The following is a 23,923-nucleotide window of genomic DNA, read 5'->3' on the forward strand; positions in this document are numbered from 1 at the left end:
CCTCCGGCGCGGCCCAGGCCGCCGCCCGCGCCCGGAACGCGGCGGCGGCAGCCGCCACGGACGCCTCGATGGCCCCGGCCGCGCGCCGGGCCGCCGAGGACGCCAGCACGGCGGCACGGATGGCCTGCGACGTCGGCGACGCGGCCGACCAGGCGGCCAACGCGGCAGCCGCCGCCGGAGCCGCGGCGACGGCGGCCTACGCCGCGAGCGGCAACGTGGAAGCCGCCGCGAGCTCCGCCGAACAGGCCAGCGCCCTCGCCGACCAGGCCGGCGCCTCCTCCGCCGAGGCCCGGCAGGCCGCCGACACCGCCCGGCGCAACGCCCGGGAAGCCAAGCGGGCCAGCAACGCCGCGTCCGCGCTCGCGGCCGAGGCCGCCGCGGCCGCCCACGAGGCCCGCAACGCCGCCTACTCCGCCGCCACCCACGCCGACAACGCCGCCACGGCCGCCAAGGACGCCGCCGACCACGCCGGCGACGCCGCCACCGCGGCACAGAAGTCCACCGCCCACGCGGCGGCGGCACAACAGGCGGCCGACGCCGCCTCCTCCGCCGTCGCCCAGGCCAGGGTCGTCGAGGCGCTGGCCCGCAAGAGCGAGCAGGAAGAGGTCAACGCCCGCTCCGCCGCCGCCGTCGAACGGGCCCGCGATCTGCGGGCCACGGACGACCTCGGCAAGGCCTCGGCCGCCCGCGCGACCGAGGACGCCAAGAAGCTCGACGCGGAAGCGGTGCGCGTGGCCGCCGAAGCCGCCCAACCGGGAACCGACCGGGCGGTGGTGCTCGCCGACGGCCGCAAGATGGCCGTGGCCGCCATGAAGACCCGAGGCTCCTGGAGCCGCGCCGCCGCACAGGCCGCGCTACGCGGGAGCGACCAGGACATGGTCGACTACGCCCTCACCGGGTGGCGGACCGCCAACGGCCAGGACGACCGCGTCCACGTCCAGCACCTGGCCGACGAAACCGGACTGGCCGTCCTGCACGACGCGGCCCTCGCCGCCCTGGCAGGTGACGACGCGCAGGTCCATGCCTTCCTGGAGAAGGGGCGGCACCAGGTCGCCGCCGCCGACTACCGCGTCCGGGTCTCGAAGATCGGCGAGAGCGGCGGGCGGGGCGTGAAGGACGCGGCCGACGCCGCCCTCGCCACCGGCTCGGTCGACTCCCTCGTCACCTTCCTCACCACCACGCAGTACAGCGCCCGCGAGGCCGACGACCGGGTCCGCATCGCCCAACTCGCCGACGCCGGAGGCCCCGAGGTCAAACTCGCCGCGAACGCCACGCTCGAAGGACCGGCGACCGCCCTGCGGTCCTTCGTCCAGGTCGGCCAGTACCGGGCACAGCGCAGGGACGCCCTCACCGACGCCCACGTCGCACAGGTCCAGAACCTGATCGCCGGCGCGCAGCAAGTCGCCTCCCTCGCACAGCAGGACGCCGCGCTCGCGGGCCGGGTCGCGGCCGTCGCCCGGCAGGCCGCGTCCGAGGCGGACGGCTACGCCAAGCAGGCCCAGGCCTCCGCCGACGCGGCGGCCGGCTACGCCAAGCAGGCCGCCGACTCCGCAACCAGCGCGGACGCCTCCGCCGCCCGGGCCGCCCAGTCCGCGCGGACGGCCCGACAGGCCTCCGCCAGTGCCGACCAGGCCGCCGCCCGCGCCATCAGTTCCGCATCGAGCGCGCAGGCCTCGGCAGCCTGGGCCCGCGGGTCCGCCAACTCGGCATGGGAGGCAGCGGACCAGGCCCGTGCCTCCGCCATCGCCGCGGGCAAGGACGCGGTAGCGGCGGGCCAGGCGGCCCAGGACGCGTACTCGGCGGTCATCGTCAAGGTGCAGAACGAGGAAGCGGAGTACCAGCGGACCGAGGAACTCTGGCGGGCCGCACCGGACCCGGGCGACCCGGCCGACGACGGAGGCTGGCTGCCCGACTGGTTGAACGACGCCCTCGACACGGCCACCGACTACACCGTCTCCATCTTCACCAACCCCGACCTCTGGATCGGAGCGGGAGAGATCGCCCTCGGCACCATCGCGATCGACGGCGGCATCACCGTGGCCGGCGGCGGCGCGGCCCTGTGCCTCACCGGGATCGGCTGCCTGGCGGGAGCCCCCGCCATCGCCGGTGGCGGTGCGCTCGTCACGGCCGGTGCCTACGGGGTGGTCGACGGCGCCCAACGCTTCAACGACGGTGTCGGAACCGTTCTTCGCAACGCCCGGAACCGGCAGAGCGTCTCGCCCTCCAACCAGGCCGTCCAGCCCGGACCGTACCAGGCCCCCAAGAAACTTCCCGCGTTCCCGGAAGCCACCAAGGCGCACTCCAAGACCCCGGTCCAGGGCGGGGGAGGACTGCGCAAGCGGTGGAAGGACCCGAAGGGAACCATCTACGAGTGGGACTCCCAGCACGGCACCGTGGAGAAGTACAACAAGCGGGGCAAGCACCTGGGAGAATTCGACAAGGACACGGGAGCGCAGCTGAAGCCGGCTGACAAGTCGCGAGAGGTGGAGCCGTGATCTTCCTCATCTCGGCGTACAGGAAAGGGGCCGACTTCCCTGAGTCGGAGATCGATGTCACCGATCTGGGCGGGGAGTTCCTGGCCGGTCTGTTCGGAATCCCCTTGAGGGAGTTCTCCGACGTCCACCCCATCGGGGAGGGACACGCCGAAGCGATCAGCCGGCGGTCCGGCGTCACGTTCGACCTGGCCTCCCGCGACTACTTCCTCGAAGTCGAGGCCGATTAGCCCCGCGACCACCCGAGACAGGCGGCCCGTCGATCGACTCGACGGGCCGCCGACGTCGTCGGGGCGGAAGGAGTGGCCGGCGCGACCGGCCGCGAGCGCGGTTCCGCCCTGTGGGCCGGCCACCCGCGGCTTGGTCTAGTTCACGCCGGAACCGATCGCCGTGAGTGTGGTTCCGGTCGTGAGGTAGGCACGTTTCCCGTCGACGACGAAGCGTCCCCAGTTTCCGTAGGACGGCGCCGGTGTGGGCGCGTACTTCCAGCGGGTGGTCCCGTCTGCCAGGTTGACCGCCCACAGCGTCCCGTCCTCGCCCTGGATGTAGAAGACGCCGTTGGCGCAGCACGGGATGGCGAGGGGGGTGAACCCGCGCTTCGGACCGGCGACCAGCCATCGCTGTGCGCCGGTCCTCGCGTCGAAGGCGTACAGGGTCCGGCGGTCGTCGACCAGGACCGTGTTTCCGTCCGAGCCCGCCGTGGGCCGTTCGAAGGGGGGTCCGTAGACGCCCCCGGCCGTGGGGTAGGTCCACGCCTCGGCGCCGGTCTCCGGATCGAGCGCGTACAGCTGGTCGGTGGCCCCGTAGACGAAGTGCCCGCCGGCCAGGCAGAACGCCTGGGTGTCGCGTCGCGCGAAGTCCGGCGCGCAGTTGGGAATGGTGTGCTCCCAGCCCTTGGCGCCGGTGGCGGCGTCGTACGTCTGGAGCCGGCCGGTGCTGCCGTCGACCTGCGTTCCCGTCAGGACGGGGCCTCTGCCGGAGGGCACCAGTACGGCTCCGATGTCCTTGCCGGTCGCCCTCCAGGCCTCCTGGCGCCTGATGGTGTCGAAGGCCCAGATGAACCCGGAGTCCGAGAAGCCTTCGGCGTCGGTGGACGCCGAGCCGGTGACGTAGACGATGCCGTTCGAGGCACCGGCGACGCGTTGCGCCTGCCAGGCCGGTTCGGGGAGTTCCGCGCTCCAGGCCACGGTGCCGGTGGTGCTGTCGACAGCGGCCAGGACGTCCTTGCCCGAGGCGGTCCGACCGGCCGCGTACACCACCGTGCCGGCTGCCAGGAGCTGGCCGCCGACCCCGGACAGACCGGTCATCCTGACGGGAGCGGGCCACAGGGGCCGACCCGTCGCCGTGTCGTAGGCGGTGATGCCGTAGTAGGAGATGCTGATGACGGCCCCGTCGGCCACGGTCAGGCCGTCGCTGCTGTCCAGGATGCTCGGCGGGGGCTTCTTGACGTCGAACGTCGCCGTCCAGGCCGCCGTCGCGTCGGCTCCGGCGAGCACGAGTTGCCGCACCGATGTGCCGGAGGGCGTCTGCTGCTCCGGCGGCGGGGACCCGGCGCCGGGCGGTGGTTTCGGGCCGGAGCCGGCCTTGCCGCCGGACAGCACCACGGCCGCACCGCCGCCGAGCAGGACGGCGCCGCCCGCGGCGGCGAGCAGCAGCTTGCGACGGTTCAGCCCGTGCGGGCCGGCGGGATGGGCTGGATCGGACATCGGACCTCCGTAGGCGTTCCGGGGTGATCGCACCGCTGTCGCGGGTCGTTCATCTGCCGGTCTCGTTGATCGCGATCAGTTTCTGACCGTGCCGGACGTAGATGCGGCCGCCGGTGCCGGTCACCGCGATGCTCTCGCTCGGCGCCCCTACCGGGAACAGCGCCTTCCAGCGGGCCGCGCCGTTCGCCGAGTTGACCGCCCACAGGTAGGAGCCCTTGTCCCGCACGTAGACGGTGTCGCCGATGTGCTGCGGCGCGGTCGCGGGGTCCAGCGACGTGGTGGAGGCGGTCTTCCATCTGACCGACCCCGTCCTGGAATCCAGTGCGTAGAGGGTCGTCGCGTCGGTGATGTAGACGGTTCCGCCGTCCGGACTCGCGGAGGGGTAGCCCCAACTGGCGCTGGCACCCGGTGGCAGGACCCACACCTGCTTGCCGGTCTCCGCGTCGAGCGCGTAGAGCAGATTCGCGGCCAGGACGAACAGCCCGCCGGCCGCGCACGCGGTTCTGGCCGAACCCGAAAGCCCCAGCATGAGCGCGCCGATCGGAACCGGCATCGTCCAGCCCCGCTCGCCCTTGGCAGCGTCGACGGCCTGCACCCGGCCCCCGTCGAAGTCGTCGTCCGCGGCTCCGACGAGGAGCCTGCCGCCGGTCGTCGGCACCACCACGACCCCGACCTTGTCGTCGTAGAGTTCCCAGGCTCCGCGCCGGTTCGCGATGTCCACGGCCCAGACGAAGCTGTCGACGATGTGCTTCGCCGTGACCCCGGGGCCCTTGCTCCCGAGCCCCGTCACATAGGCCATGCCGCCCAGCGGTCCCAGGACGCCGTCCGGGGTCCAGTCGTTCGGATGCGGCAGGGGAATCGTCCATGCCACCTGTCCGGCCGACGTGTCGATCGCGGCGAGCACCCAGTTCCAGTTGACCTGACCGGTCACGTACAGCATTCCGTGCCCGTCCCCGGCGACGGAGTCCGGCACGGACGAGTTGGTCAACGGCAGCGGCCCCCACTTGGCCTTGCCGAGGTGGTCGAAGGCCATCACACCGGCGTGGCTGATGCTCACGAGCAGGCCGTCCACCAGGGCGACACTGTTGCCCGTGGCGTCCAGGGACGTGGTCCAGGCGCGAGCGGCGTCCGGCGCGTCCAGCAGCCCGGCCTTCCCGCCCTCGGACGTGGACGGGTCGGAATTCGTCCCGAGACCGAGCTCCGGCAGCGCGATCGCCGCACCGGCTGCTCCCAGGGTGAGCGCTCCGCCGACCATCAGGGCGCGCCGGCCCACGACCGTCCGGCTGCCGCGCCTGATGCCGACCGCGGCCGACCGTCGCCGGGCGACGAGCCAGGACGCGAGCCGGTGGCCGGTGCCGACGGGCAGCGCTCCGTGCTCGACGGGCACAGCCGTGCGCTCCGCCGCCGGGAGGGCTCCCGTGTCCACCGCGTTCCGCGCGAAGGCGAGTTCGTCGGCGGTGTCCACGACGAGCGCACTCGGCTCGGGCCTCAGATGACGGTCAGGGAGGTCCAGACTCAGGAACCGGGCCGCGACCTCCCTGTGGATGGCCTTGAGAGTCAGTTCCGGGCCCGCGCCCACGATGCCGGCACGCACCACCTCGGTGAAGATCTTGGTGAAGTAGGTCAGGCCGCCACGCCCCTCCTCGAAAATCGCCTTCTGGGAGGCACGCGAGGCGGTGAGCGTGTACGCCCCGGCGACCTTCGTGACCAGCCGGACCTGGTCGGCCAGACCCGCGCCCTGGGTGTTTCCGGTCGCCAGGCCGGAGAAGCAGCAGTCGAGGATGAGCACCTTGACCCTGGCGCGGCACCTGCGCTCAAGCTCCTCACGCAGGTCGTTGAGCCGGAGGGACGTGGCGTACCGCATCTTCGGGTCGGCATGGGTGTCGACCAGCGCCATTCCCAGGTGTTCCCCGTCCAGCAGCTGGCCGTGACCGACGTAGTGGAACACCAGCACGTCGGTGGTGCTGTGGATGAGCGCCGCGATCCGCTCGTAGGGGCCGTCGCGGGTGCTCAGGTCCTCCAGTACGACCACCCGGGATGCCGGCCACCCGCACAGCGGTCCGGTCAGGAGCTCCCACATGGCCCGCAGGCTGTTACGGGCCGCCCGCATCTCGGCCAGGCCGTGCGTGTAGTGGGAGGTGCCGACCAGGATCGCCGTCGAGCGAGCGAAGTCGATCCCGGTCATGACAGCTCCCGGAACTCCTCGCCCGCCGCGTTCAGCAGTCGCGCCAGGGCATCGGGATCCGGCCCGCGCAGCTCCACCTCGGTCTCGCCGACCCTCACCCGCACCTGGGTCACCCTCGACTCCACCCAGGTCGACAGGGCGTTCAGCGCGACCGTGATCGCGCCGCCGGCCCCGCACACCACGCTGAGGAACGCCCAGACGTCACCCTGCTCCCCCGGCCCCGAGGGAGCGGGTACCGGTTCCGTGCTGACCCCCTGGACGTCGTCGAGCCAGGCACGCAGGGAGTCCATGCCCCTGCCGTCCCCGAGATAGATCCGCAGCTCCACGCTCATACCCGATCACTCCCTCATGGTGATCAACTTCCGTGATTCGAACAACACTTGGGACCAAGCAGTAGTCGAGCCTAGCGCCCGGCGGCACCACCGTGAGCGAGGATGACGACATCGGTCAGCCCTTCGAGGGATTCAAGGGATCCGAGGGAATCGAGCGATGCGACGGGGTGGACCCCGCGGCCCCGGCGCGGCCTGAACCTCGGGCGCGAACGTCCGTTCGGTGAACGGCCGCTCGGCGGACGTCAGCTCGATGTCGATGCGGTGTGACGGGCCGGGTCGGTGGCGCTTGGTCGTGGGATGGTTGCAGAATGTGCGCATGGTGAACTTCGCTGACGATGTTCCTGGTTACCTCTCCATCAGGATGGCCGCCCCCGACGGCCCGGTGGCGGAGATCGCTGAGGTCGAGGCGTGGGCGGCGCGCGAGAGGTATCCGCGGATCCTGTCGGCCGGGAGCCCGGTCTTCGGTGTCGCCCGCGAACGGTCGGAGGGCGGCTGGGAGTTGTGCTCCATGATGGTCGAGACGCAACCGCAGTCGGCCCGTGAGGACCTCGGCATGTTCTGCCGTCGGCAGGCCGCCGAGGCGGAGCGGGCCGGTGACGCCGAGGCGCAGCGGCGGTACCTGGCGGCGGCCGAGCGGCTGGAGTGGGAGAAGATCGACGAGGTCGAACTGGAGGTCCGCTACCGGGTGGTGCGGGCCGAGCGGTACATCCACAGCGGTCCGGACGGCCCGGAGCCGCCGCGGCCGAGCGACCCGGACGACCACCGCGAGGTCGGCGCCGCCGATTCCCTGGACCCGGACACCGGGTTCGTCATGGACCCGGCGCTGCCGACCGGGGTGTCCGCCGGTGTCCTCAAGGCCGACCTCGTCGGGCTGGTGCCCGCCGAGGGTGCCTTCCCGTCCGAGGTCCGCGAGGACATGCTGCGGTCGGGCCGGACCCACCCGGGGGTTGTGCTGCTGCCCGCCGCCTTCACCGTCGCGGAACGGGTGAACGGCAAGTGGCGTCCGAACGGCATGATGGACGCCCCCACCCCCTTCCGGGCCCGGGACATCCTGTCGATGCGCCTGCGCGTGGCGGAGCCGGTCGAGCGTCGGCTGACGGACCGCCGGCGGGCCCGCTACGCCGAGGCGGCGGACCGGCTCGACGTCGAGCAGGGCTGTGAACTCACCGTCGAGGACCGCCTGCTGCGGATCATCCGGGTCGAGCGGGCGGTCCGCTTCGGCCCGGACGGGCCCGAGGGGCCGCGCCCCTCCGACCATGACCCGGAGGACCCGATCATGGTGCTGGACCAGAAGCTGCGGGCGCAGGGCGTCTGCCTGGACGAGGACGCCCCGATCGTCCTCGACGAGTCCGCGCAGGAGTTCCAGCGCCTCTTCGAGGCCGAGATGGCCCGCCGCGGCAAGCCCCTCCCGCCGCCTGCGGAGGACGAGGCGTAAAGCCCTGGGACATCGCCCGCGAACCCCCTACCGTACCGATCATGGCTGATGCTGCGGGTGACGGGCGTTCGGACGCTGACCTGACCGGGGCGCGGGGGTGGTGGGAGAACGCGGCGCTGCTGGTGGGCGCCGGCCCTCGGCTGGTGTGGCCGCTGCTGGACACGGGCCCGGATCCGCGGGCCCGGCTGGTGGCCGCCGTGTACCGGGCCTCGGCGCACCTGCACCGGGCGGCCGGGGCCGGGGTGCGACGGCATCTGCTGGCCCTGGACGCGGCCCGTTACGGGGACCGGGAGTTGGCGGCGCGGATCGACGCGGTCCCGGTGGACGGCGGCACCGAGGTGCCCTTCCGCGTGGAGTGGGCCACCGGCGGGGACCTCGACCCCCGGCTGCTGTGCACCCTGAAGGGCCATACCGGTGACGTGCGGGCGGTGGCGACGGCGGTGGTGCGCGGCCGCGCGGTCGCGGTCACCGGCGGTCGCGACAGGACGGTGCGGATCTGGGAGCTGGCCACCGGCGAGCCGGTCGGCGGGCCCTTGACCGGTCACGGGGACGTCGTGTCGGCGGCGGCGACGGCCCTGGTGCGCGGTCGGCCGGTGGCGGTCACCGGCAGTGCCGATCACACGGTCAGGGTGTGGGACCTGGCCGCCGGCCGGCAGATCGGCCCGGCCCTCACCGGCCACACCGCCGCGGTGATGACGGTGGCGACGACCACGGTGGAGGGCCGCCCGGTCGCGGTCACCGGCGGGGTGGACCGAACGGTGCGGGTGTGGGACCTGACCGCCGGCCGGCAGGTCGGCGGGCCCCTGGCCGGCCAGGCCGGGCGGGTGTTCACGGTGGCGGTCGGCGTGCGGGGAGGCCGCCCGGTCGCCGCCGCCTGCGACGGCGGAGCCGTACGGATGTGGGATCTGACCACCCGTGAGCCGGTCGATCAGCACCTGGACGGCACCACCGACTACGTGTGCGAGGTGGCGACGGCACCGGACGGCCGCCCGCTCGCGGTCACCTGGAACGACGACAGCACGGTGCGGGTGTGGGACCCGGCCACCGGCCGGCAGGTCGGCGGGCCCTTCCTCCACCACGTCGACGCCGTGGACGCGGCGGCGGTCACGACGGTGCACGGCCGCCCGGTGGCGGTCACCACCGGCGGGGTCCACGACCGCTCCTCCGTCGGCTGGGTGTGGGACCTCGCCACCGGCGAGCCCGTCGGCGAGCCGCTTGGGGACACCGCCTTCACCGGACGCGCGGTGGCGGCCGGGGCGGTCGACGGCCGGCCCGTCGCCCTGACCACCGCCGTGAACGCACAGGTGCGGGTGTGGGACCTCACCGCCGACCGGCGGATCGGCCGGCCCCGCGAGGAACAGGCCATGGAGAAGGACGTGGTGGCGACCGCGGTGCTGGACGGCCGCTCCGTCGTGATCAGCGCCGGCTACCGCGAGACGGTGGAGATCTGGGACCTGGCTACCGGCGAGCGGACCGGCCCACCCCTGGACGTCCGGTCCGACCGGGTGCGGGCGGCGGCGACGGCCGTGGTGGACGACCGGCCGGTAGCCGTCACCGCGGACGGCCCCGGACACGTGCGGGTGTGGGACCTGGCCACCCGCGAGCAGATCGGCGAGGTGCCGAAGGACCGCGCCGGCGGGGTCCGCACGCTGGCGACGGGCACGCTCGACGGCCGCCCGATCGCCGTCATCAGCGGCGACGACAGGACGGTGCGGGTGTGCGACCTGGCCACCGGCCGACAGATCAGCCGGTTCGAGGACTACTGCACCGGTGGGATCGCACTGGTGGACGGCCACCACCTGGCCGTCACCGGCAGCCGGGACGAGCTGCGCGTCTGGGACCTGCCGACCGGCCGGCCGGTCGGCGGACCGCTGACCGGCCACACCCACACGGTGCAGGCGGTGGCGACGGCGGTGGTGGACGGCCGCCCCGTCGCCGTCACGGCCGGCTACGACAAGACCGTGCGCGTCTGGGATCTGACCGCCCGCGAGCCGATCGGCGAACCCCTGACCCTTCACGGCGACTGGGTGGAGACCGTCGCGACGGGTCGGCTGGACGGCCGCCCGGTCGCCGTCAGCGGCGGCTACGACGGGACGGTGCGGGTGTGGGACCTGGCCACCCGCGAGCAGATCGGTACCGAGCTGGTGTTCCCCGAAGGGGTGCACCGGGTGCTGATCGCGCCGGACGGCCGACTGGTCGTGAGGTTCGGCTACGAGGTCGCGGTCCTGGCACCCCGTTGACGCCCCGACACCTGTCACCCGGCACCCGTCGGGCAGACGGTCCGGTGGGAGGGAGGTCAGGAGGCCGGGAGGGGTCAGGAGGCGGCGCGGCGGATCCACCAGGCGAGGACGTAGAGGGCCAGGGCGGCGATCAGGCCGGCGCCCGCGCCCTTGGCCGCGTCGGACAGGACGCCTTCGAGCAGGACGCCCGGCGGCGGTCCGGCCGTGTCCGCCTCCGGGCCGACGTGCCACCGCCAGACCTGGGCGACGGCTCCGACCACCGTGCACAGGGCGGTGAACAGGACGGCGGCGAGGGGGAATCGGCGTCGCGGTGCATCCTCGGACCGGGTCCGGGCGGGGCCGAGGGCCGTCAGGAGGCGGTCCCGTCGGCGCCACAGGTGCGCCGCGATGGCGGCCAGGCCGCCGATCGTGCTCGCGTGCTGCAGGGCCCGCGCCCAGGTGAGGCTGCCCGCCAGGGTGGCGGTGAGCCAGGGCGTACGGGTGACCACGAAGCCGTCCACGTGGGTGAAGGCGTCCCAGACCAGGTGCGTGGCGATGCCGGTCAGTGCGGACAGGACGATCCACCCGGCCCGCCGGACCGCCACGCCGGACGCCACCGGCGGGACCGGCGGCATCGGCGCCGGCACCGGCACCGGCACCGGCACCGGCAGCAGGGAGGCCAGCGGGCGGCGGGCGGACCACAGCAGCGCCCAGAGCAGGAGGGCGTACGGCAGGGTGACGGCCGGCACTCCCGAAATGCCGTGCGTGGTCGTGGCGTTGAGGAAGGGCTCGTACCAGGACTGCGCGCTGACGGGCAGGCCAGCGGTGGCGAGGAAGTAGGGCAGGTCCGGTGCGACGGCTCCGGCGACCAGTGCGGTCCGACTGAAGGGCCGCCGCATCAGGGGCAGGACGGCCGCGGGGTGGGACAGGGTGAACGGCATGGGCATCCTCTCGGGCGGCTCTCGGCCTCCCGGACGGCTCCCGGGCGCACCAATAGTCCGTCGAACGGAATGCTACGTCAAACGGACTATCAAGGACGCGCCGGACCGCACCGGCCCCGGCCGTTTCCGACCCGTTGCCCGGCGGCGGAAGCCGCTCAGCCCGAAGCGCGCGAGGTCGGCCGCACCCGCCCGGCGAGCAGCACCGCCGCCGCCCCCGCCGACAGCACGGCCGCCAGCCACCCGACGGCGACCGCGTCCCCCCACGCCGTCGTGCAGGCCTGGGCGAGCAGCGGCGGGGACGCCAGGGCGATCGCCGCCAGTTCGCGCCCGCCCCGCGATCCACCGCCCCGCGATCCACCGCGCCGGGCCGGCACCGCACCGGCCGCGGCGAGGACGAGCAGCGGCCAGCACCCGTAGTCGGTGCTGACCCACGGCACCAGGTGGGCGTCGACGACCGCCCGGGGCACGAGCACGGACGCGACCACGGCACCGGCCGCACCCGCCCGCCCCGACGCCCCGCGCTCCACCCGCCGGTCCGGCGGGCAGGCGAGCAGCACGCCCGCCGCCAGGACCGCCGCGGCAGGCGCGGCGACCGGGTCGCCGAAGGCGGGCCCGCTGACCACCGCGGCCACCGCGAAGGACAGCAGCCCGGCGACCGTGCACGGCACCCCCGCGCGCCACCGCCCGGCCAACGCCGCCGCGGCCCCCGCGAACACCAGCAGCGACGACACCAGCAGCACGCCCCACGACCCCGACAGGTCCACTCCGAGCTGCAGCCCCAACGGGGCCGGGGAAGCGAGGAGTCCGGCGTACCAGCGCAGCAGGTGCAGGCCGCACGCGGCGGCGGCGCTCGCCAGGACGTAGGGGTACGCCAGGCCCACGACCCGGGCGGCGGGGCCGGCCGGCCCCAGCCCCAGCCGCATCCTGAGCGCGTGCGCCGCCAGCCCGGCGCCCTCCCGCAGCCGCGATCCGAGCGGCTCGCCGTCGGTCAGCTCGCGGAAGGTCGCGGCGATCTCCCCGCCGTGGGCCCGTCGGTAGGCGGCCGGGTACAGCCGCACCAGGCGCTCGATCACGTGGCGGCCGAGGACGGCCGGGTGACGGACAGCCGCCGGCTGGCCTCCCGCGCCGTCTCGGCCAGGCGCTCGGCCTCCGCCGCCAGCCGCTCCCGCCCCGCCGGGGACAGGGTGAAGATCCGCCGGGCCCGGCCGTCGACCGTCTCCTCGCGCTCGATGTCGATCAGGCCTTCGGCCAGCAGGCGGTCCAGGGCCCCGTACAGGGCGCCCGTGCGCAGGGCGACCCGGCCTCCGGTCATCGCCTTGACCTCCTGCGCGATGGCGTACCCGTGCCGGGCCGCGTCCGCGAGGGCTGTCAGCACCAGCAGGGTGGGTTCTTGCATCACACGCTCGCTCACCCGACGACGATAGTCACTCCGCCGGACCATCTCAACGCGGCCCGCCCCACCGCGACAGGCCGCTGTTAGCCTGACCGGCATGATCATGATCAGGGGGAGGTCGAGGCGATCACTGCCCGACGGGCCGGAATCCGGTCCGCAGCGGGCTCTGATCGTCGCCAGTTTCGTCAGTCGGGTCGGCAACGGTCTGTTCAACACCGCCGCCATCCTCTACTTCACGCTCGTGGTGCACCTGCCCGCCACCCAGGTGGGCGCGGGCCTGACCATCGCCGGCCTCAGCGGCCTGGCGGCCGGCGTCCCGGCCGGGAACCTGGCCGACCGGTACGGGCCGCGCACGGTCTGGCTCACGACCCTCGTGCTGCAGACCGTCACCATGGCCGCCTTCGTCCTCATCGACAGCTGGCTCGTGTTCACACTCGTCGCCACCCTGGACCGGCTGGCCGCCACCGCGAGCAGCGCCGCGGGCGGCGCGCTCGTCGCCCGGGCCGGCGGTGACCGCCCCGCCGCCTTCCGGGCCAGACTCCGCACCTACGTCAACATCGGCGTCGTCGTGGGCACCCTGGGCGCGGCCGTCGCCATCCAGATCGACACCCGCACCGCGTACACCTGGCTGATCCTCGCCAACGCCGCCAGCTTCGCCGGTGCCGCGCTGGCCGGGTTCCTGGGCGTCCCGGACTACCGGCCGCTGCCCCGGCCCGAGGGGCACCGCCAGTGGTCCGTCCTGGCCGACCGGCCGTACGTGTCCTTCGTCGCGCTCTACAGCGCCATGGGCCTCCAGTACCAGACCGTCTCGCTGCTGCTGCCGATCTGGCTCAGCTCCCACACCGACGCGCCCCGCTGGACCGTGGCCGCCGTCAACGCGATCAACAGCGGCGTCTGCATAGCGCTGCAGAGCCGGCTCGGCTCCAGGGTGGAGACCCCCCGGCAGGGCGGCCGCGCCTTCCGCCTCGCCGGGCTCCTGTTCCTCGTCAGCTGCCCGCTGATGGCGCTGACCGCCGACGTCCCCGCCTGGGTCTCGCCGGTACTGGCCGTCCTCGCCGTGTGCGTCCACAGCGTGGGAGAGGTGTGGGAGTCCTCGGGCGGCTACACGCTCGCCTTCGGGCTCGCCCCCGACCACGCCCAGGGGCAGTACCAGGGCCTCTTCGGCATCGGCTTCAACGCGGGCCAGGCGCTCGCCCCGCTGGTCCTGACCGGCGTGGTCCTCGCCCTCGGACACACGGGCTGGCTGCTCCTCGGCGCCTTCTTCGCCTGCGTGGGAGCGGCAGGACCCCCGGTGGCCGCCTGGGCCGAACGGACCCGGACCGGCAGCCCCGAGCCGGCCGGCGCCGAGCCCGAGGGCCCCGGACAAGCGATCCCCGGACCGGCGATCCCCGAACAGGCGACCCCCGAGCCGACGGGCCCTCGCGCGGAGCCCGCCGCCCGGACCCGGAAGGCCGGAACCCCGCTGCCGGAAAGCGACTAGCGTCCGGTCCGGCGGGTCGGGCGGGTCAGGCGGGTCGGGCGGATCCGCTCCCGACCGCGCCTCAGCGCGCGGGGCCGTCCGGCAGCAGCGCGTTGAGGACGGCGTACTCGAATCCGCCCGCCGGCGCGGTCGTCGTGCCCTGCTCCAGCGGTTCGCGGGCGGCCCGGCGGACCAGCCCGTACGCCGCCCCGTGATCCCGCCGCCTCCGTGATCCGCGCGGCCTAGAACGCCGGGCCCCCGGTGGGCCTGCCGCCTCCCGGGGTCTCGGGGGCCCAGGTCGGTTCGGCGGTGGCTTCGGCCGGGTCGGATTCGCGCATGAGGACCCGCCAGCCGTCCGCGCCGGCGCGGCCGTCGAGGCGGAGCGAGATCTGCTTCCGCTGCCGGGTGGCGTGGAAGTAGAGGACGACGGTCTGCCGCGCGGTCGGGTCGTCGTGGAAGTCGGCGGTCACCTCCTGCCCGGCGGCCGGGCGGTAGGCGTCGATCCAGTGGCCCGCGGTGGCCCGGTGCTCGGCGTCGGTGCCGTCCGAGGAGGCGAGTTCCGCGAGTGCGGCGGTGTTGCCGTCGGCCAGGCGCCACAGCAGTTTCTGGACCGCTTCCAGCGATCCGGCCGAGGGGTAGCCGGCGACGGCCAGGGGCCGGTGGTTGGCGTAGTCGCTCTGGTAGGCGGTCAGGTCGTCGTCCGCCGACGCGCACCCGGCGGCCGGGAGGAGGCCGAGGCCGGACACCGTCACGAGGGCGGCGAGCCGGCCTCGGCGGCCCGTCGCCACCGCCGTCCTGGTAGGTCTGCGCACGCGGTCCCCTCATGGTCCTCGGACGGTCGGGGCGACGGTCCGGCTCCGGATGCTACAAGGGGCGACCAGGCCGGATGATCACCGCCTTCGGTCAAGGACAGGCAATGCCACGGCAATGGTCCGGTTATGCCACGAATTGACGGCTCGCCGGGCCGGACTACGTGGTGCCGAGGGCCGGTCCGGCGGGCCGGTCCGGGGCGGCCGGGGCGACGGCGAGGCGGCGGACGTCGCGGCTGAGCAGGGCCGCTGCGGTGGCCAGCACCACCAGCACCGCGCCCGCCAGGAGCGCCGCCCGCTCGCCGATCGCGTGCGCCACCGGGCCGGCCGCCATCTCGCCGACCGGCAGGGCCATGAACGAGCCGAGCGCGTCGTAGGAGTAGACCCGGGCGAGGCGGTCGGCGGGGATGTTCTCCTGCAGCGAGACGTCCCAGGCGACGCCGAACTGCTCCATCGCGACGCCGTTCAGGAACATCGCCACCCCGAGCAGCAGGGCTCCGGGCGCCTCCGCCAGCGCCACCAGCGGCACCGCCTCCAGGACGACCAGGGCGACGCCCAGCCGCAGCGCGTACCGGACCCGCGAGCGCGCCGCCAGGATGCCGCCGACGACGGCGCCGGCGGTCTGCGCGGCCAGGACGGCACCCCACGGGCCCCGGCCGAAGCCGGCGTCGGCGATGCCGAGGCCGAGGACCTGGATGCCGCCGGCCGTGACGGCGTTGACCACGGTGAACTGGAGCACCACGACCACCACCCAGGTACGGGCGGTGAACTCGCGCCAGCCCTCCTTGAGTTCGTGCAACGGCCGGGACGGTTCCGCGTCCCCGGGCCCTGCGGACCCGGCGCCGCCCGCCGCGATCCGGACGCCGCGGAAGCACAGCGCGGCGAGGAACAGGCAGAGCGCGTTGCCCGCGAGGCCCCAGCCCGGGCCGACCAGGGCGGCCACCACGCCGCCCAGCGAGGCGCCGACGATCATGCCGATGTTGGTGGCCATCCGCATCAGCGCGTTGGCCGGGCGCAGCACGTCCGCCGACACGGTCTCCCGGGTGAGCGCCGCCGAGGCGGGCAGCGAGAGCGCGGACAGCGCGCCGTTGGCCGCGCTGAGCACGACCAGCAGCGGGAGGGAGGTCCAGCCGAGCAGCACGGTCAGCGCGACGGCGGCCTGCACCAGGGCGGCGCCGGCCGCCGAGCCCTGGAGGACCAGGGCCCGGGGGAACCGGTCGGCGACGACGCCGCCGAGGAGCAGCAGCACCACGTTGGCGAGCGACCGCGCCCCCACGACGAACCCGAGGTCGGTCGTCGAACCGGTGAGGTCGAGCACGGCGAAGCCGAGAACCACGGGTGCCATCGCGTTGGCGAAGTAGACCAGCAGCCGCCCGCCGGCGAGCTGCCGGAAGTCGCGGTGCCGCAGCGGCGGGAACATCCGACTGCCCGCCGGGGACGGCTTCATGCGGTGGGACCCCCGGGGTCTCGGCCGGTGCCGGCCGGGACCGCACGGGCATTCGGGTACACGGACGGAACCGCACCGGTACGGCGGTGGCCGGGAGGTGCGGCGTCGTCAGGGCACCGTACCGGTGCGCGGGCCCGGAGGACACGCCCTTTACGGCCGCCGGATCACCGGCTTGGCTGGGAGCGGCCGGGCGTCCGCCCCGACCGTCCTACCGCTGAACGGAGTCCATGGTGAGCGATGTCGTCGTGATCGGCGCCGGGATCATCGGTCTGACCTCGGCCGTGCGCCTCCAGGAGCGGGGGCTGCGGGTCCGCGTCGTCTCCGCCGACGACGTCCTGTCCACCACCTCGGCCGTCGCCGCCGCCGTCTGGTACCCGACGGGCATGGACGAGAGCCGCGAGGTGGCGCACTGGTCCGCCGTGACCTTCACCGAGCTGGTCCGCCAGGCCGCCGACCGCGTCCCCGGCGTCACGATGCGCCCGACCCGCATGTACGCGTACGACCGCGGGCCGGAGTCCCTGCCCTGGTGGGGCTCCGTGGTCCCGGATCTGCGACGGCTCGGAGCGGCCGAACTCCGGCCGGCCGGGCCCGAACCGGCCGGCTCCGGCTCCGGCTCCGGCCCCGCCTACCGGGACGGCTGGGAGTTCACCGCCCCGGCCGTCGAGATGCCGCACTACCTCCCCTGGCTGCTGGACCGCTTCCTGGCGAACGGCGGCGAACTCCTGCACCGGCGCCTGGACTCCCTCGGCGAGGCCCGCGCCTGGGCGCCGACCGTGGTCAACGCCAGCGGGCTCGGCGCCCGGCGGCTCTGCGACGACGAGGCCGTGGAACCCATCCGCGGCCAGGTCGTGCTGGTCCGCAACCCCGGCCTGCACACGTCCCTCCGGGTCCAGGGCGACCCGGCCGGCTACACCTACCTCCACCCCCGCAGCACCGACATCGTCCTCGGCGGCACCTACGAGCGGGGGAACTGGGACACCGTCAGCGACCCGGCGACCGCCCGCGCCATCCTCGACCGCTGCGCCGCCCTCGCGCCCGGGCTGCGCGACGCCGAGGTCATCGGGCACCGCGTCGGCCTGCGCCCCGCCCGCCGCTCCGGCGTCCGCCTGGCCGCCGACACCCGTACGCTGCCCGGCACCCTCCTCGTCCACGCCTACGGCTACGGCGGCGCCGGGGTCACCCTCAGCTGGGGCTGCGCCGACGCGGTCGCCGCCCTCGCCACCCGGCCCCGGCCCCGGCCCCGGCCCACGGACTGAGGCCCCCGCGCCCGCGCCCCCGACCGACCGGCCGACCGGCCGACCGGCGCCGGAACGCCGAGGAGCCCGCCCCCGAGGGGACGGGCTCCGAGGGGACGGGCTCCGAACGGATGCCGCGCCGGCGTCAGGCCCGGGCGCGGGGGGTGCGCCGCTCGGCGACCGCCAGCCAGGCCACGGCCGCCACGATGACCACCGCGAGCACCAGGCTGACCGGCCCGGTGCCGAGGTCCAGGCCGCCCCGCGCGCGGCTGACCCCGGCCCAGTCGGCGAAGCAGGCGCCCAGCGGACGGGTGAGGACGTAGGCCCACCAGAACGTGAGCACCGGCGAGAGGCCGGACAGCCGGTGGGCGAGCGCCGGTACGGCGATCAGCGCCGCGAACAGCAGCCCGGAGGGCAGGTAGCCCCAGCCCAGGGTGGCCGCGGTCAGGTCGCCGACCGCGGTGCCGAGCGCGAAGGTGGCCATCACGGCGCACCAGTAGAGGACCTCGCGTCGCCCACCGGCGACCGTCTCCACCGCGAGGGTCCCCTCGGTGAACCGCCACAGGGCGAAGACCAGCGCGAGGGCCAGTGCGAACGCCACCGCGGAGACGGCGTACGGCACACCGAGCGCGACGTGTGCCACGTCGGCGGCCATGGTGCCGAACACGCTCACCATGACCACCGCCGCCCAGTACACGACCGGGACGTAGCGGCGGGTGCGGGCCTGCGCGAACAGCACGGCGGCCAGCAGCAGGGCGGCCGAGCCGACCGCGGGCACCGGCCCGAGGACCCGGGCCAGGTAGTCGGACGTGGTCTCGCCCATGCCGGTGGTGAGGATCTTGACGATCCAGAACACCCCGGTCACCTGCGGGACCTTGCTCCAGGCGGGCCTGGCGGACACGGCCTCGCGCCGGTGGGTCGGCCGGGGGGTTGTCGTGGCGCCCAAGACGGCGGCGCTCCCTTCGGTGGGGCGTGGCCGGGGCCACGCCGGGGTGAGTGGGTCAGCCGCCCATGACGGTGTTGCCGGTGACGCTGCCGTCGGCGCCGTCCACCGTCACCCGGTGCCGCACCCCGTCCGGGCCGACGACGACGGCCTGCCAGCCGCGGCCGCCGCCCTGCTCGGCCACCGGGGAGAGCGACTCGACCCTGCCGCCGGACACCGCCGACGACGCCTTGGCGAGCGCGTCGGCCGCGGCGGTCGACGGCAGCGGCGCCGGGGCACCGTGCCCGCCCGCGCCCTGCTCGCCCCGGCCGCCGTGGTGGCTCCCCCGGCCCGCGCGCGCGTCCCGGCCCTCCCCGGCGTCCCGGCCGTCCCGCGCGTCCCGGCCGTCGTACCGGTCCCGCTCGCCCGCGACCTTCCGGTCACCGTGGCCCTCGCCCTCGTGGTGGAGCGCGACCGCCGCGGCACCGCCGCCGAGCACCACCACCGCCGCCGCACCGGCCACGACCCAGCGCCCGGACCGGCGCCGCACCCACCGCCCGGCCCGGCCCAGCCCCGTCCGCGTCCGGCCCCCGGCCTTCGACGGCTCCAGCGGCTCCAGCGGCTCCAGCGGCTCCAGCGGCTCCGACGAATCCTGCGGCGCCGACGGCTCCCCGGCTTCCATGGGCTCGCTCACGGCACCCACCCCGATCCTCGACCGGCCCGGGGCCTTCCCCGGGCGAGAACCCCCAGCATGTCCGGGCCTAGCTGAAGATCGGCTGAAGACCGGAGGGCACCCGCGGCCGAGCACTCCGGGGACCTGCCACCCTGGTGGGCATGCGCGTACTGGTGGTGGAGGACGAACGACGGCTGGCCCTGGCCCTGCGGCTCGGGCTGGCGGCCGAGGGCTTCACGGTCGACCTCGCCCACGACGGGCTGTCCGGCCTGGCCAGGGCCATGGACCAGCCCTACGACGTGATCGTGCTCGACATCATGCTGCCCGGCCTCAACGGCTACCGGGTCTGCTCCCGCCTGCGGGCCTCCGGCAGCGACGTCGGCATCCTGATGCTGACCGCCAAGGACGGCGAGTGGGACGAGGCCGAGGCGCTGGACACCGGCGCCGACGACTACCTGTCCAAGCCGTTCTCCTTCGTCGTCCTGGTCGCCCGGCTGCGGGCGCTCGCCCGCCGTATCGGCAGCCGCGCGCCCCGGCGCACCGTCCTCGGCGACCTCGTCGTCGACTCCGCCGCCCGCACCTGCACGCGGGCCGACGCCGTGATCCCCCTCACCCCCCGCGAGTTCGCCATCCTCGACCACCTCGCCCGCCGGGCCGGCGAGGCCGTCTCCAAGCGGGAGATCCTCGACGCCGTGTGGGACGGCGCCCCCGACGGCGACCCGAACACCGTCGAGGTCCACGTCAGCGCCCTGCGGCGCAAGATCGACACCCCGTACGGGCGGGCCGCGGTGCAGACCGTGCGCGGCGCCGGCTACCGGCTGGCGGCCGACGGTGGCTGACCCGACGACCACCGGCCCCGGGCCCCGGCCCGTACCCCGCCCCGGCACACGCCCCGAGCCGCGACCCGGCACTCGACCCGAGCCCCGGCCCCGGCCCCGCTTCCGCCCCCGGGCGCTCCGCCGGGCGCTCGCCGCCGCCACCCGGCTCGCCCGTCACCCGCGCGCCGCCGCGCTCCGCGACCGGCTGGCGCCGCGCTCGGTCCGCACCCGCACCACCCTCGCCGCCTGCCTCAGCGTGGCCGTCGTCCTCGCCGTCGCCTCGGCGGCCGTCGTGCTGCTGCTGCGCGTCAACCTGGAGCGCACCGTCGAGACCGGCGCCCGTGAGCAGGCCCTGGCCGTCGCCCGGCTCGCCGCCGACGGGCACCTCACCAGCCCGCTCCCGCTCGACCACGGCACCGGTTTCATCCAGGTCGTCGACGCGGCCGGCCGGGTCGTCGCCACCAGCCAGAACCTGGCCGGCCACCCCACGGTCGCCCCGGCGGACCACCCGGACGGCCACGACTCCTTCAACCTCCGGGCGCTCGGCGACGAGCACCACCAGCGCGTCACCACCGTCACCGCGACCACCCCCACCGGCCCGGTCACCGTGCACGTCGGCGCCTCGCTGCGCACCGCCGACGCCGCCGAGGACCTCACCACCGCCGCCCTCGCCGCGCTGAGCGCCGTCCTGCTGCTCACCACCGCCGCCCTGACCTGGCGGGCGACCGGCCGCGCCCTGCGTCCGGTCGAGGCCATCCGCGCCGAGGTGGCCGCCATCGGCGACCGCGACCTGGACCGCCGGGTCCCCGAGCCCCGCAGCGACGACGAGATCGCCCGCCTCGCCGGCACCATGAACGCCATGCTCGAACGGCTGGAGGCCGCCGGGGCCCGGCAGCGCCGCTTCATCGCCGACGCCTCGCACGAGCTGCGCAGCCCGCTCACCGTGCTGCGCACCCAGCTCGAAGTCGCCCGCACCCACCCCGATCCCGACGTCCGCACCGAGCTGGTGGCCGGTGCCCTGGAGGACACCGAGCGCCTCCAGGCCCTCGCCACCGACCTGCTCCTGCTCGCCCGCCTCGACGCCACCGGACACGACTGGCCCCACGAGTCCGTCGACCTCGCCGAACTCGTCCGGGCCGGCGTCGCGGCCCGCGCCGACGGGCCGCACCCGGTCACCGTCGACGCCCCCGAACCGGTCACCGTGCACGGCAACCCGCTGTGGCTGGGCCGCCTGCTGACCAACCTGCTCGACAACGCCCAGCGCCACGCCCGTCGGCGGGTCACCGTGCGCCTGCGCGCCGACCCGGCCACCGGGCTGGCCCACCTCGACGTCGCCAACGACGGTCCGCCGATCGAGCCGGCCGACCGGGAGAAGGTCTTCGAACGGTTCGCCCGCCTCGACGACGCCCGCAGCCGCGACGACGGCGGCACCGGCCTCGGTCTCCCGATCGCCCGGGACATCGCCGCCGTGCACGGCGGCACCCTCACCGTCCTCGACACCCCGGGGACGGCCGTCTTCCGCACCTGCCTGCCGACGCGGACCGGGCCCGCCGCAGGCTGAAGGGGGCAATCCGGGGCCCGGAAGGGGCGTCAGGGAAGCGGCCGGAAGCGAACAGACCGGGGCACAGTCGGACCGAACCGGGCGGGGTGGGACGATACCTGCCATGTCTAGCAAGTCTCCCCCGGTCCGGGGCACCGACGCCCCGCCCGACCCGCTCCGCCGTCTGCTGCTCGAACTGGGCGAAGCCCTCCTGGGCGGCGGCCTTCCCGTCCATGAGGTCGAGGAGGAACTCCACCGGCTGGGGCGGGCGATGGGAGCCCCGGACGTCCGGGTCGCCGCACTGACCAACGGGCTGTTCGTCGCCCTGGACGCGGACGAGGCCACCCGCTTCCAACCGGTCGGCGGCGCGCTGCGGTTCGAACAGACGGCGGACGTCCTCCACGTGGTGCACCGGCTCCGCGCGGGCGGCCTCGACGGGCCGGGGGCCCTCGCCGAACTGGACCGGATCCGCCGGACGCCGCCCCGCCTGCCCGGCTGGGTCGCGGACCTCGGGGCGCTGCCGGTCGGGGTCGGGGTCTGCCTGTTCCTCCAGCCCGCGACGGCGAACGTGCTGGCCGCCGGGGCCGGCTCGCTGGTCGTGGTGGGGCTGACCGTCCTCGCCCGGCGGCTTCCGTACCTGCGGCCGCTGCTGCCCGTCACGGCCGGGTTCCTGGTGGCGCTGCTGGTCCTGTCGCTCGCCCGGGCCTCCCTGCTGGACGGCCCGCTGCGGACGATCGTGGCCACGCTGGCGATCCTGCTGCCGGGCGGACTGCTGGTCACCGGGCTGTCGGAGATCGCCGCGGGCGCGGCCAGCGCCGGTTCGGCCCGGCTGGTGTCCGGCGCGGTGCAGCTGGCACTGTTCCTCGCCGGGGTGGCCGCGGCCGCCACCGCGATCGGCATGCCCGCCACGGCCCTGGCCAACGTCCAGGTGGCCAAGCCGAGTTGGTGGGTCATCGGGCTGGGGCTGGCACTGGCCGTGGCCGGTGTCGTGATCAACGTGAACACCCCGCTGCCGGCCGTCCCGTGGATCGTCGCGGTGATCGCGGTGAGCGTCACCGTCCAGGTGGTGGTCGGCTCGGCGCACGGCGCGGCCATAGGCGGCCTGGCCGGCGCGGTCTCCGCCGCGATCGCGGCCACCCTGGTGCACTGGCTGCCGGGCGGCCCGCTCTGGCAGGTGCTCTACCTCCCGGCGTTCTGGATCGTGGTGCCGGGCTCCTTCGGCCTGCTGAACACCGCGCAGATCGAGGTCGGGAACGGGGCGCAGTCGGTGCTGGCGGCCGTGTCGGCGGTGTTCGGGGTGTCGATCGGCACCCTGATCGGCTCGGTCATCAGCCGGATCCCCCGCCCCTCCCTCCCCGTGCTGCGCCCCCGGACCTGACCCGGGCGGGCACCGGGCACCGGCGGAACGGGCACCGCCGGAACGGACGGAGGAACGGACGGAGGGACGGGGCGGCGGCATGCCGGGTCAGGCGTGCCGCAGCGCCTCGGTGAGGCGGTCCGCCGCCTCGACCACCGCCTGGGACAGGTGGGCGCCGGGGTGGCGGGTGAGCCGTTCGACCGGGCCGGAGACCGAGACCGCGGCCACCACCCGGTTGGACGGGCCGCGCACGGGCGCGGAGACCGAGGCGACCCCGAGTTCGCGCTCGCCGATGGACTGGGCCCAGCCGCGCCGCCGGACCCCGCTGAGGGCGGTGGCGGTGAACCGGGCGCCCTGGAGGCCTCGGTGGAGCCGCTCGGGCTCCTCCCAGGCCAGCAGGACCTGGGCGGCGGAACCGACCTTCATCGGCAGAGTCACCCCCACCGGGACGGTGTCGCGCAGACCGGTGAGGCGCTCGGCGGCGGCCACGCAGATCCGGATCTCCCCCTGGCGGCGGTAGAGCTGGGCGCTCTCGCCGCTGACGTCCCGCAGGTGCGTCAGGACCGAGCCGGCGGCGGCCAGCAGCCGGTCCTCACCGGCCGCCGCCGAGAGCTCACCGACCCTGGGGCCGAGGATGAACCGGCCCTGGAGGTCCCTGGCGACCAGGCGGTGGTGTTCGAGTGCGACCGCGAGCCGGTGGGCGGTGGGGCGTGCCAGGCCGGTGGCGGCGACCAGTCCGGCCAGGGTGGCGGGACCGGCCTCCAGGGTGCCGAGGATCGAGGTGACCTTGTCGAGCACGCCGACGCCGCTCGTGATGTCCATGGATGGGTACTCCGTCTCAAGTCCCGTGGGCGGCACGTGGGTTCCGCATACGGGGGCTCCGGGCGGGGAGCCGTGGGGGTGGTCAGCGGGGACGGGCCTGAGAAGTCGGCCGATTGCCTGCGCCGGGCACGGGACGGG

At 75.1% G+C, this 23,923-nt stretch carries 20 protein-coding genes; 9 read left to right on the plus strand and 11 right to left on the minus strand.

Going from position 1 to position 23,923, the window contains the following annotated elements; genetic code table 11:
- Together ACFQ6N_RS29990 and ACFQ6N_RS29995 are read left to right on the plus strand one after the other, a co-directional pair.
- A partial coding sequence (locus ACFQ6N_RS29990) for a colicin E3/pyocin S6 family cytotoxin (protein WP_380655680.1) occupies nucleotides 1-2,495 on the plus strand: 2,495 nt, incomplete at its 5' end.
- Nucleotides 2,492-2,722, plus strand: coding sequence for a hypothetical protein (locus ACFQ6N_RS29995; protein ID WP_380655683.1), 231 nt, complete (start codon nucleotides 2,492-2,494; stop codon nucleotides 2,720-2,722). The genes ACFQ6N_RS29990 and ACFQ6N_RS29995, both read left to right, overlap by 4 nt.
- Before the next feature lie 135 nt (nucleotides 2,723-2,857).
- Here the strand turns inward: ACFQ6N_RS29995 and ACFQ6N_RS30000 are convergent, their stop codons facing one another.
- Genes ACFQ6N_RS30000 through ACFQ6N_RS30010 form a run of 3 tightly spaced genes read right to left on the minus strand, consistent with a single transcriptional unit; the run spans nucleotide 2,858 to nucleotide 6,715 of the window.
- The gene (locus tag ACFQ6N_RS30000) at nucleotides 2,858-4,198 is read right to left on the minus strand and encodes a PQQ-binding-like beta-propeller repeat protein (protein WP_380655685.1); all 1,341 of its coding nucleotides are present in this window, start codon (nucleotides 4,196-4,198) and stop codon (nucleotides 2,858-2,860) included.
- A gap of 49 nt (nucleotides 4,199-4,247) precedes the next feature.
- On the minus strand, nucleotides 4,248-6,383 hold the full coding sequence (locus ACFQ6N_RS30005) for a PQQ-binding-like beta-propeller repeat protein (RefSeq protein WP_380655688.1): 2,136 nt from the start codon (nucleotides 6,381-6,383) through the stop codon (nucleotides 4,248-4,250).
- Entirely contained in the window at nucleotides 6,380-6,715 is a 336-nt protein-coding gene (locus ACFQ6N_RS30010; RefSeq protein WP_380655691.1) for a hypothetical protein, read from the minus strand. The genes ACFQ6N_RS30005 and ACFQ6N_RS30010 overlap by 4 nt, the downstream gene beginning before the upstream one ends.
- Before the next feature lie 316 nt (nucleotides 6,716-7,031).
- Here ACFQ6N_RS30010 and ACFQ6N_RS30015 point away from each other — a divergent pair, with 316 nt between their 5' ends.
- Both ACFQ6N_RS30015 and ACFQ6N_RS30020 read left to right on the plus strand, forming a co-directional pair.
- Nucleotides 7,032-8,150, plus strand: coding sequence for a DUF5954 family protein (locus tag ACFQ6N_RS30015; RefSeq protein WP_380655692.1), 1,119 nt, complete (start codon nucleotides 7,032-7,034; stop codon nucleotides 8,148-8,150).
- 41 nt (nucleotides 8,151-8,191) lie between these two features.
- Nucleotides 8,192-10,390: a WD40 repeat domain-containing protein gene (locus ACFQ6N_RS30020; protein ID WP_380655695.1), complete on the plus strand. Its 2,199-nt coding sequence runs from the start codon at nucleotides 8,192-8,194 to the stop codon at nucleotides 10,388-10,390.
- 74 nt (nucleotides 10,391-10,464) lie between these two features.
- On the opposite strand, the gene ACFQ6N_RS30025 is transcribed toward ACFQ6N_RS30020, so the two are convergent.
- The 3 genes from ACFQ6N_RS30025 to ACFQ6N_RS30035 form a co-directional block, all read right to left on the minus strand.
- Nucleotides 10,465-11,310: a DUF4184 family protein gene (locus ACFQ6N_RS30025; protein ID WP_380655697.1), complete on the minus strand. Its 846-nt coding sequence runs from the start codon at nucleotides 11,308-11,310 to the stop codon at nucleotides 10,465-10,467.
- A 155-nt stretch (nucleotides 11,311-11,465) separates the two neighbouring features.
- Nucleotides 11,466-12,383 (minus strand): hypothetical protein, encoded by a 918-nt coding sequence (locus ACFQ6N_RS30030; RefSeq protein ID WP_380655700.1) that lies wholly within the window; start codon nucleotides 12,381-12,383, stop codon nucleotides 11,466-11,468.
- On the minus strand, nucleotides 12,380-12,706 hold the full coding sequence (locus tag ACFQ6N_RS30035) for a PadR family transcriptional regulator (protein ID WP_380655748.1): 327 nt from the start codon (nucleotides 12,704-12,706) through the stop codon (nucleotides 12,380-12,382). The genes ACFQ6N_RS30030 and ACFQ6N_RS30035 overlap by 4 nt, the downstream gene beginning before the upstream one ends.
- Before the next feature lie 94 nt (nucleotides 12,707-12,800).
- Between ACFQ6N_RS30035 and ACFQ6N_RS30040 the strand changes: the two genes are divergently transcribed.
- Nucleotides 12,801-14,183, plus strand: a complete 1,383-nt coding sequence (locus ACFQ6N_RS30040; RefSeq protein WP_380655702.1) for an MFS transporter — start codon at nucleotides 12,801-12,803, stop codon at nucleotides 14,181-14,183.
- A gap of 221 nt (nucleotides 14,184-14,404) precedes the next feature.
- Here ACFQ6N_RS30040 and ACFQ6N_RS30045 read toward each other — a convergent pair whose 3' ends face one another.
- Entirely contained in the window at nucleotides 14,405-14,974 is a 570-nt protein-coding gene (locus tag ACFQ6N_RS30045; protein ID WP_380655705.1) for a hypothetical protein, read from the minus strand.
- A gap of 157 nt (nucleotides 14,975-15,131) precedes the next feature.
- Entirely contained in the window at nucleotides 15,132-16,418 is a 1,287-nt protein-coding gene (locus ACFQ6N_RS30050) for an MFS transporter (protein WP_380655708.1), read from the minus strand.
- 230 nt (nucleotides 16,419-16,648) lie between these two features.
- Between ACFQ6N_RS30050 and ACFQ6N_RS30055 the strand changes: the two genes are divergently transcribed.
- Nucleotides 16,649-17,674, plus strand: a complete 1,026-nt coding sequence (locus tag ACFQ6N_RS30055) for an FAD-dependent oxidoreductase (protein WP_380655711.1) — start codon at nucleotides 16,649-16,651, stop codon at nucleotides 17,672-17,674.
- A gap of 124 nt (nucleotides 17,675-17,798) precedes the next feature.
- On the opposite strand, the gene ACFQ6N_RS30060 is transcribed toward ACFQ6N_RS30055, so the two are convergent.
- Together ACFQ6N_RS30060 and ACFQ6N_RS30065 are read right to left on the minus strand one after the other, a co-directional pair.
- On the minus strand, nucleotides 17,799-18,599 hold the full coding sequence (locus ACFQ6N_RS30060) for a hypothetical protein (protein ID WP_380655714.1): 801 nt from the start codon (nucleotides 18,597-18,599) through the stop codon (nucleotides 17,799-17,801).
- A 55-nt stretch (nucleotides 18,600-18,654) separates the two neighbouring features.
- The gene (locus ACFQ6N_RS30065; protein ID WP_380655716.1) at nucleotides 18,655-19,269 is read right to left on the minus strand and encodes a hypothetical protein; all 615 of its coding nucleotides are present in this window, start codon (nucleotides 19,267-19,269) and stop codon (nucleotides 18,655-18,657) included.
- A gap of 140 nt (nucleotides 19,270-19,409) precedes the next feature.
- On the opposite strand from ACFQ6N_RS30065, the gene ACFQ6N_RS30070 reads away from it, so the two are divergent.
- The 3 genes from ACFQ6N_RS30070 to ACFQ6N_RS30080 all read left to right on the plus strand — a co-directional run bounded on the left by ACFQ6N_RS30070 (nucleotide 19,410) and on the right by ACFQ6N_RS30080 (nucleotide 22,984).
- Entirely contained in the window at nucleotides 19,410-20,087 is a 678-nt protein-coding gene (locus ACFQ6N_RS30070) for a response regulator transcription factor (RefSeq protein ID WP_380655718.1), read from the plus strand.
- Nucleotides 20,080-21,627 (plus strand): sensor histidine kinase, encoded by a 1,548-nt coding sequence (locus ACFQ6N_RS30075; RefSeq protein ID WP_380655720.1) that lies wholly within the window; start codon nucleotides 20,080-20,082, stop codon nucleotides 21,625-21,627. The genes ACFQ6N_RS30070 and ACFQ6N_RS30075 overlap by 8 nt, the downstream gene beginning before the upstream one ends.
- Nucleotides 21,628-21,730: 103 nt before the next feature.
- Nucleotides 21,731-22,984 (plus strand): threonine/serine exporter family protein, encoded by a 1,254-nt coding sequence (locus tag ACFQ6N_RS30080; RefSeq protein WP_380655722.1) that lies wholly within the window; start codon nucleotides 21,731-21,733, stop codon nucleotides 22,982-22,984.
- 87 nt (nucleotides 22,985-23,071) lie between these two features.
- On the opposite strand, the gene ACFQ6N_RS30085 is transcribed toward ACFQ6N_RS30080, so the two are convergent.
- Nucleotides 23,072-23,785 carry an IclR family transcriptional regulator gene (locus ACFQ6N_RS30085; protein ID WP_380655724.1) on the minus strand — a complete coding sequence of 238 codons (714 nt, stop codon included), beginning with the start codon at nucleotides 23,783-23,785 and terminating at the stop codon, nucleotides 23,072-23,074.
- Nucleotides 23,786-23,923 lie beyond the last annotated feature (138 nt).

Source organism: Kitasatospora sp. NPDC056446, assembly GCF_042796115.1.
Classification (GTDB): domain Bacteria; phylum Actinomycetota; class Actinomycetes; order Streptomycetales; family Streptomycetaceae; genus Kitasatospora.